Origin of the sequence: Streptomyces sp. NPDC051907 (assembly GCF_040681075.1) — a bacterium.
Taxonomy (GTDB): Bacteria; Actinomycetota; Actinomycetes; order Streptomycetales; family Streptomycetaceae; genus Streptomyces.
This window is the reverse complement of sequence record NZ_JBFAYB010000104.1, coordinates 21387-28259: the sequence shown is the minus strand read 5'-3', so window position 1 is coordinate 28259 and position 6873 is coordinate 21387. Positions and strand designations below refer to the sequence as shown.

At 72.5% G+C, this 6873-nt stretch carries 5 protein-coding genes, 1 tRNA gene and 1 pseudogene; 5 read left to right on the top strand and 2 right to left on the bottom strand.

Annotated elements, in window-relative coordinates:
* Positions 1-1097, bottom strand: a pseudogene (locus tag AB0M39_RS34980) (hypothetical protein); the annotation flags it as partial.
* A 93-nt stretch (positions 1098-1190) separates the two neighbouring features.
* On the opposite strand from AB0M39_RS34980, the gene AB0M39_RS34975 reads away from it, so the two are divergent.
* Positions 1191-1643 (top strand): SRPBCC family protein, encoded by a 453-nt coding sequence (locus AB0M39_RS34975; RefSeq protein WP_365371042.1) that lies wholly within the window; start codon positions 1191-1193, stop codon positions 1641-1643.
* A 39-nt stretch (positions 1644-1682) separates the two neighbouring features.
* Positions 1683-1754 (top strand) — tRNA-Val (locus AB0M39_RS34970).
* 120 nt (positions 1755-1874) lie between these two features.
* Here the strand turns inward: AB0M39_RS34970 and AB0M39_RS34965 are convergent.
* Positions 1875-2600: a 3'-5' exonuclease gene (locus AB0M39_RS34965; protein ID WP_365371040.1), complete on the bottom strand. Its 726-nt coding sequence runs from the start codon at positions 2598-2600 to the stop codon at positions 1875-1877.
* Positions 2601-2789: 189 nt separating this feature from the next.
* Here AB0M39_RS34965 and AB0M39_RS34960 point away from each other — a divergent pair, with 189 nt between their 5' ends.
* From AB0M39_RS34960 to thrS, 3 genes are all read left to right on the top strand, one after another.
* On the top strand, positions 2790-3356 hold the full coding sequence (locus tag AB0M39_RS34960; protein WP_365371038.1) for a DUF4365 domain-containing protein: 567 nt from the start codon (positions 2790-2792) through the stop codon (positions 3354-3356).
* Complete coding sequence (locus tag AB0M39_RS34955; RefSeq protein WP_365371036.1) at positions 3356-4600, top strand: hypothetical protein; 1245 nt, start codon at positions 3356-3358, stop codon at positions 4598-4600. The genes AB0M39_RS34960 and AB0M39_RS34955 overlap by 1 nt, the downstream gene beginning before the upstream one ends.
* A 265-nt stretch (positions 4601-4865) precedes the next feature.
* Positions 4866-6842 carry a threonine--tRNA ligase gene (thrS, locus tag AB0M39_RS34950; RefSeq protein WP_365371034.1) on the top strand — a complete coding sequence of 659 codons (1977 nt, stop codon included), beginning with the start codon at positions 4866-4868 and terminating at the stop codon, positions 6840-6842.
* Positions 6843-6873: the final 31 nt, after the last annotated feature.

Genomic DNA, 6873 nt, shown 5'->3' with positions numbered 1-6873 from the left:
GCCCACAGCGCCGACGCGGCGTGCACCGCGGCCGCCGCGCCCGCGAGGCCGCGTGTCGTCGGCTGCGGCAGACCCGCCCGCAGGACCGGCAGCAGAGCCACCGCGCACAGCGGATACCCCAGCACCGCCCACGCCTCCGGCGTCCCCGCGCGCAGCACGCCGCCGACCGCCGCGATCGACGTCAGACCGGCCGTCGCCGACGCGACGTACGCGATCACGGGCACCCGGAGAGCCGCGAAGAGCGCCAGCCCGGCCGCCGCGGCCAGCAGGACGGCGGGCTCCACCGCGTCGAGCGCGGTGTCCGCCGTCACCGACTGCCAGCCGCCGATCAACAGGGCCGGCCCGCCCGTCAGCGCCGCACACGTGCCGGCCAGGGCCCGCACCGGCGCCGGCTTCGCCCACACCGCGACCACGACGTCGAACGCGGCCGTCGCCAGCAGCGCCCACTCCATCGGCGGGGCGCCCGCCCCCGCGGTCAGCGACCACAGGACGAGCGGCAGTTGCGCGGTCACGACGGCCGCCGGCAGCGGAGTGCGCAGCCGGCTCAGCACCAGCCCGTACGCCGCCCAGATCCCGGCGAGCACGGCCGACGCGAGCGCCGCGTAGCCCACAGCGTCCGTCCCGGGCAGCGCCACCCGGTGCAGCGCGTACGCGTCCAGCACCGTCAGCACCAGACCCAGCGCCGCCACCGACTCCGCCGTCGCCACGAGCCCCCGGCGCAGCAGCGCGACCGGCGCCGCGAGCGTCAGGGCCGTCACCGCGCCGAGCACCGCGGAGCGGCCGCCGATGCCCAAGTGACCCCAGCTGACCAAGGTGAAGGCCACGGCCGCGATGGTCAGCAGCACCCCGCCGAGCGCGAGCAGCACGTTCTGCACATTCGGGGCCGTCGCGTCGGACGGCGCCACGGCGGGCCGCGCGAGGACGGGCCGCGGCGCGAGGGGCGGTCCGGCGGGCCTTGGCGCCCCGGCGGTCTGCGACTGCAGCGCGCCGAGCAGCCAGGCCCTGCGGGCCAGCAACTGAGCGCGACGCGCCTCGATCTGGCTCAGCTCGCGGTCGAGGATCGCCAGTTCCTCGGCCGGTGGTGGCACTCTCTCCATAGTGCGGAGTGTGACCGCCGCCACCCCCTGGGGCATGGGCTCGGATACTCAGACGCCGGGTGAGTACGCCCCCGCGGGCGCAGACTTGGACCCATGGACTGGAGCCACTACCGCTTCCACACCGTCTGGGACCTGCCCGCCGCCCCGGCCGCCGTCTACGACGTGCTGGCGAAGGCCGAGGAGTACCCCCTGTGGTGGCCGCAGGTCCGCGAGGTGACCCCGCTCGGCGAGGACCGCGGCGCCGCGCGCTTCCGCTCCTTCCTCCCGTACGAACTGCTGGTCACCGCCCGCGCCCTGCGGCGCGACCCGGCGGCTCGGGTGCTGGAGATCCAATTGGAGGGCGACCTCGAGGGATGGGCCCGCTGGACGCTCGCCGCCCGGCCGGACGACACCGGCACACGCGCCGTCTACGAACAGGAGGTGGAGGTGCGCAACCCCCTGATGCGGCGGCTCGCGCTGCCCTGCCGCCCCCTCTTCCGAGCCAACCACGCGGCGATGATGCGCGGCGGGCGGCGCGGCCTGGCCGCATACCTCGGCAGGGTTTGAAGGAAACCCGCACGGGCCTGTATGGTTCAGTGCGTTCCCGGGCGATTAGCTCAGTGGGAGAGCGCTTCGTTCACACCGAAGAGGTCACTGGTTCGAACCCAGTATCGCCCACCGGGAGAGGCCGGTCCGTCGACGACGGACCGGCTTTTTCGTGCTCGCGGACACCCCCGGACGACCCGGACGCTCCCGGCGGCCCCCGGACGACCCTGGACAGGCCCGGACGGTCACCCGTCAGGCGGCCGCGGGCAGTTCGGGCCGCAGCGGCCACGCCGGGTCCACGAACTCGGGCGTCCCGCTGCGCGCGAACCACGCCTGGAGACCGCGTGCCTGGGCCGCGTGCCACACCGCCTGGAGCGTGTGCAGCTCGGCCGGCGACAGCCGCTCCATGCGCGCGGCGAAGCGGCGCCCCACCGCCCGCACGACCTCCATGGCCGCCGTCGCGTCGGCTGCCGCGTCGTGCGCGCCCTCCAGCTCGACCTCGTACTGCGCGCACAGGTCGCCGAGCGTGCGCCGGCCCTTGCGGTACCGGTCCAGATGCTTGTCCAGCACCCTCGGGTCCAGGACGCACAGCGGGACGTTCTCCAGATAGCGGCCCAGCGACGAGGCCCGGTGGCGGCGCAGTTCGCGGTCGAGGATCGTCAGATCGAACGGCGCGTTCATCACCACGAGCGGGCGGGACGCGGCGCACTGCTCCGCCAGGGCGCGGGCTATCTCCTCCATCGCGGGCGCGGGCCAGCGGCCGTTGCGCTGGAGGTGGTCGTCGGTGAGCCCGTGCACCGCCGTCGCCTCCGGCGGCACCGGCACCCCCGGATCGATCAGCCAGCGCAGGACGCGCGCCCGCCCGCCCGCAGTCTCCTGCACGACGACCGCGGCGGAGACGATGCGGTCGTGCTCGACGTTGATTCCTGTGGTCTCTGTGTCAAATGCGGCCAGGGGGCCGTCATACCAGCGCGTCATCCCCGAACTCCTCGCACGTGCTGGGCAGATGGCGTGATCCGCCTGCCCGAATCGGTTGATACCCGGGCTGGTTGTGCGGTACGCCGTTTGCGCAAGACCCCGACGGGTGACAACACAGATGACGGGTACGAGAACTGACGCCCCGTCGTGTGATCAGTGTTCGGCACAGCCCGGAAGGCACACAGAGCCATGGCGCTCGCGCAGCCCGAATCGGGAGGGCTGCTGCCCCAGCGGACAGCACCGCTGCGCGGCGCTCTCGCCACCACCGCCTGCATGGAGACGCTCCAAGTGGGCTACCTCCACGCGGTCGCCGCCGCGGCCGGCTGCTCGCTCTCGCAGCCGTTTCCGGACAACGGCATCGACTGGCACGTCAGCCATAGCTCGGCCGGACACGCGGTCGACGACGAGGTGACCGTCAAAGTGCAGCTCAAGTGCACGTACCAGATCCCGCCCAACCCCCCGGGGCCGACGTTCTCCTTCACCCTCGACAACGACCACCTGGTGAAGCTCGCCCGCACCCCCGTCTCCGTACACAAGATCCTCGTCGTGATGCTCGTCCCCCGGACTCAGGACGAGTGGCTGCGCGCCGGCCACGACCGGCTCGATCTGCGGCACTGCTGCTACTGGACCAACCTGGCAGGCCACCCGGTGACGGGCAGGCGCAGGACCACCGTGCGGATCCCGACCTCACGGATCTTCGACGACCGGGCGCTCTGCGAGATCATGACCCGGGTCGGGGCTGGAGGGAGACCCTGATGCACCGGCCTTTCGACGACTTCGCCCACGAGCCGCCGTCCCCGCTCGCCCTTCCCCACCCGACCGGCGAGCCGGCGGCGCCCTGGTACGGGGGAGACGAGCCCGACCCCGCGCAGATCGACCCGGTCGTCCTCGGCGCCCTGCTCGACCGGCACGGCTGGCGGCGGCGCGGCGGGGCCGCCGGACGGTACGCGCGCTGGACGCCGCCCGGGCCCGCCGTCGGCGGCACCAGCCTGCTCGTGCCCGAGAGCAGGTCCTTCCCCGACTGCGACGATCTGCTGAGCGAGGCGCTGACCGCCCTGGCCCGCAGCGCCGCGCCCTCCGCCCGCGACGTGCTCGTCGGCCTCACCGTGCCCAGCGACGAGATCCGCTGGTGGCGCGATGTGCCCTTGGGCCCGTCGGGCACGGGCTCCTGGACCGCCCAGGAGCAACTGCGCGCCGCCGCCCGGCAGATGCTGCTCGCCGGGGCGCTCGCGGTGCGCGGACGCGCCGGGTACTACGGCGTGCGCCACCGGCGACAGGCCCAGGCCTCGCTGGACGGCGTCCTGGTCGGACCCGCTCAGGGCGGGCGCTCCCTGACCGCGTTCGTGCCCGCGCGGAGCGGGCGGCCGGTCGCCGTCCGGCTCTACCAGGCGCTGCACGCGGCCCGCGAGGCCACCGACTACCGACGGGCCACCGGCGGCATGGAGGCCTTCGACGCGGCCGTCCAGGCGGGCGTCAGCCGGGAGCTCACCGAGTCTGTCGTCGCACTGGTCCGCGGCTCTGAGGGGGCGCGGATCGCCCTGGAGTGGGCGCCGGCCGCCGGGGTGCCCGAGGGGTGCGCGCCGAGGAGCGAGCCCGTGGAGTTCTCGCCGGGCGACCTGCCCGCCCTGCGCGAGGCCGGGGCGCGCTACCTCCAGGACGAGCCGTCCGTGCCCGTGCGGATCACGGGCGCGGTGGTCCGGATGCGCCGCTCCGGGCCGCGCGGCGGGGGGACGGTACGGCTGCGGGTGCTGGCCGGGGCGGAGGTGCCGCACGTCCGCGTCGCGCTCGACGAGGACGCGTACCGCACCGCCGGCCATGCCCACCTGGTCGGCCTGCCGATCCGGGTGGCGGGCAGGCTGGAGAGGCGCGGGGGGTTCAGGAGGCTCACCGACGCGTCGAGCGTGGTGCCGGTGCAGGTGGACGACGCGGAGCGGGACAGGCTGATGAAGTCGCTGCACGAGAACCTGGACTTCTTCGAGGACGCCTTCCAGGAGGAGTGAGAGGTGTCCGCCGCGCGGGGCCCTCCGCCCGGGCTCCGCCGGACCCGGGCGCGGAGCCGAAGGGCCGCCGGGGGTCCGGGGCGGCGCGGGGGATCAAGCGGCGGGACGAAGGGGCAGGACGAAGGGGCTGGACGAAGGGGCGGGATCAAGCGGGGGATCGGGCGGGGGGATCAAACCGTTTCGCGAGTCGTCCCCTCCCCTCGGTACGATTCGTATCGCGCGCGCCATCAGGATCGCCGCGTACCCCTTCAGTCAGGAGAGACCGGTGTCAGACGTCCGTGTGATCATCCAACGCGATTCCGAGCGGGAAGAGCGCGTGGTGACGACGGGCACTACGGCCGCCGATCTCTTCGCCGGCGAGCGCACCGTCATCGCCGCCCGCGTCGCAGGAGAGCTGAAGGACCTCGCGTACGAGATCAAGGACGGCGAGGAGGTCGAGCCCGTCGAGATCTCCTCCGAGGACGGCCTGAACATCCTGCGCCACTCCACCGCGCACGTCATGGCGCAGGCCGTGCAGGAGCTCTTCCCCGAGGCCAAGCTCGGCATCGGCCCGCCGGTGCGGGACGGCTTCTACTACGACTTCGACGTCGAGAAGCCCTTCACCCCCGACGACCTCAAGGCCGTCGAGAAGAAGATGCAGGAGATCCAGAAGCGCGGCCAGCGCTTCTCGCGCCGCGTCGTCACCGACGAGGCCGCGCGCGAGGAGCTCGCGGACGAGCCGTACAAGCTGGAGCTCATCGGCATCAAGGGCTCGGCCTCGACTGACGACGGAGCGAACGTCGAGGTGGGCGGCGGCGAGCTGACCATCTACGACAACCTCGACGCCAAGACCGGCGACCTGTGCTGGAAGGACCTCTGCCGCGGTCCGCACCTGCCCACCACCCGCAACATCCCGGCGTTCAAGCTGATGCGCAACGCTGCGGCGTACTGGCGCGGCAGCGAGAAGAACCCGATGCTCCAGCGCATCTACGGCACCGCGTGGCCCTCCAAGGAAGAGCTGAAGGCGCACCTGGAGTTCCTCGCCGAGGCGGAGAAGCGCGACCACCGCAAGCTCGGCAACGAGCTGGACCTCTTCTCCGTCCCCGAGCAGATCGGCTCCGGCCTCGCCGTCTTCCACCCCAAGGGCGGCGTCGTCCGCCGGGTCATGGAGGACTACTCGCGCAAGCGGCACGAGGAGGAGGGGTACGAGTTCGTCTACACCCCCCACGCCACCAAGGGGAAGCTGTTCGAGACCTCGGGCCACCTGGACTGGTACGCCGACGGCATGTACCCGCCCATGCAGCTCGACGAGGGCGTGGACTACTACCTCAAGCCCATGAACTGCCCGATGCACAACCTGATCTTCGACGCGCGCGGGCGCTCCTACCGTGAGCTGCCGCTGCGCCTGTTCGAGTTCGGCACCGTGTACCGGTACGAGAAGTCGGGCGTCGTCCACGGCCTGACCCGGGCCCGCGGCTTCACCCAGGACGACGCGCACATCTACTGCACCAAGGAGCAGATGGCGGACGAGCTCGACAAGACGCTCACCTTCGTCCTGAACCTGCTGCGCGACTACGGTCTGACCGACTTCTACCTGGAGCTGTCCACCAAGGACCCGGTCAAGTTCGTCGGCTCCGACGAGATCTGGGAGGAGGCCACCGCGGTCCTCCAGCAGGTCGCCGAGAAGCAGGGCCTCCCGCTGGTCCCGGACCCGGGCGGCGCCGCGTTCTACGGCCCGAAGATCTCGGTGCAGGCGCGCGACGCCATCGGCCGCACCTGGCAGATGTCGACCGTGCAGCTCGACTTCAACCTGCCCGAGCGCTTCGACCTGGAGTACACCGGCCCCGACGGCAGCAAGCAGCGCCCGGTCATGATCCACCGCGCGCTGTTCGGCTCCATCGAGCGGTTCTTCGCGGTGCTCCTGGAGCACTACGCGGGCGCGTTCCCGGCCTGGCTGGCCCCCGTGCAGGCGGTCGGCATCCCGATCGGCGACGCGCACATCGACTACCTCCAGGAGTTCGCCGCCGAGGCGAAGAAGAAGGGCCTGCGCATCGAGGTGGACTCGTCCTCCGACCGTATGCAGAAGAAGATCAGGACCGCGCAGAAGCAGAAGGTCCCGTTCATGGTCATCGTCGGCGACGACGACATGAACGCCGGCACGGTCTCCTTCCGCTACCGCGACGGCTCCCAGGAGAACGGGATCGCGCGCGAGGAGGCCCTGGCCAAGCTCGTCGACGTCGTGGAGCGCCGCGTACAGGTCTGACGCCTGATCGCCCGCACACGCGGACTCGGCC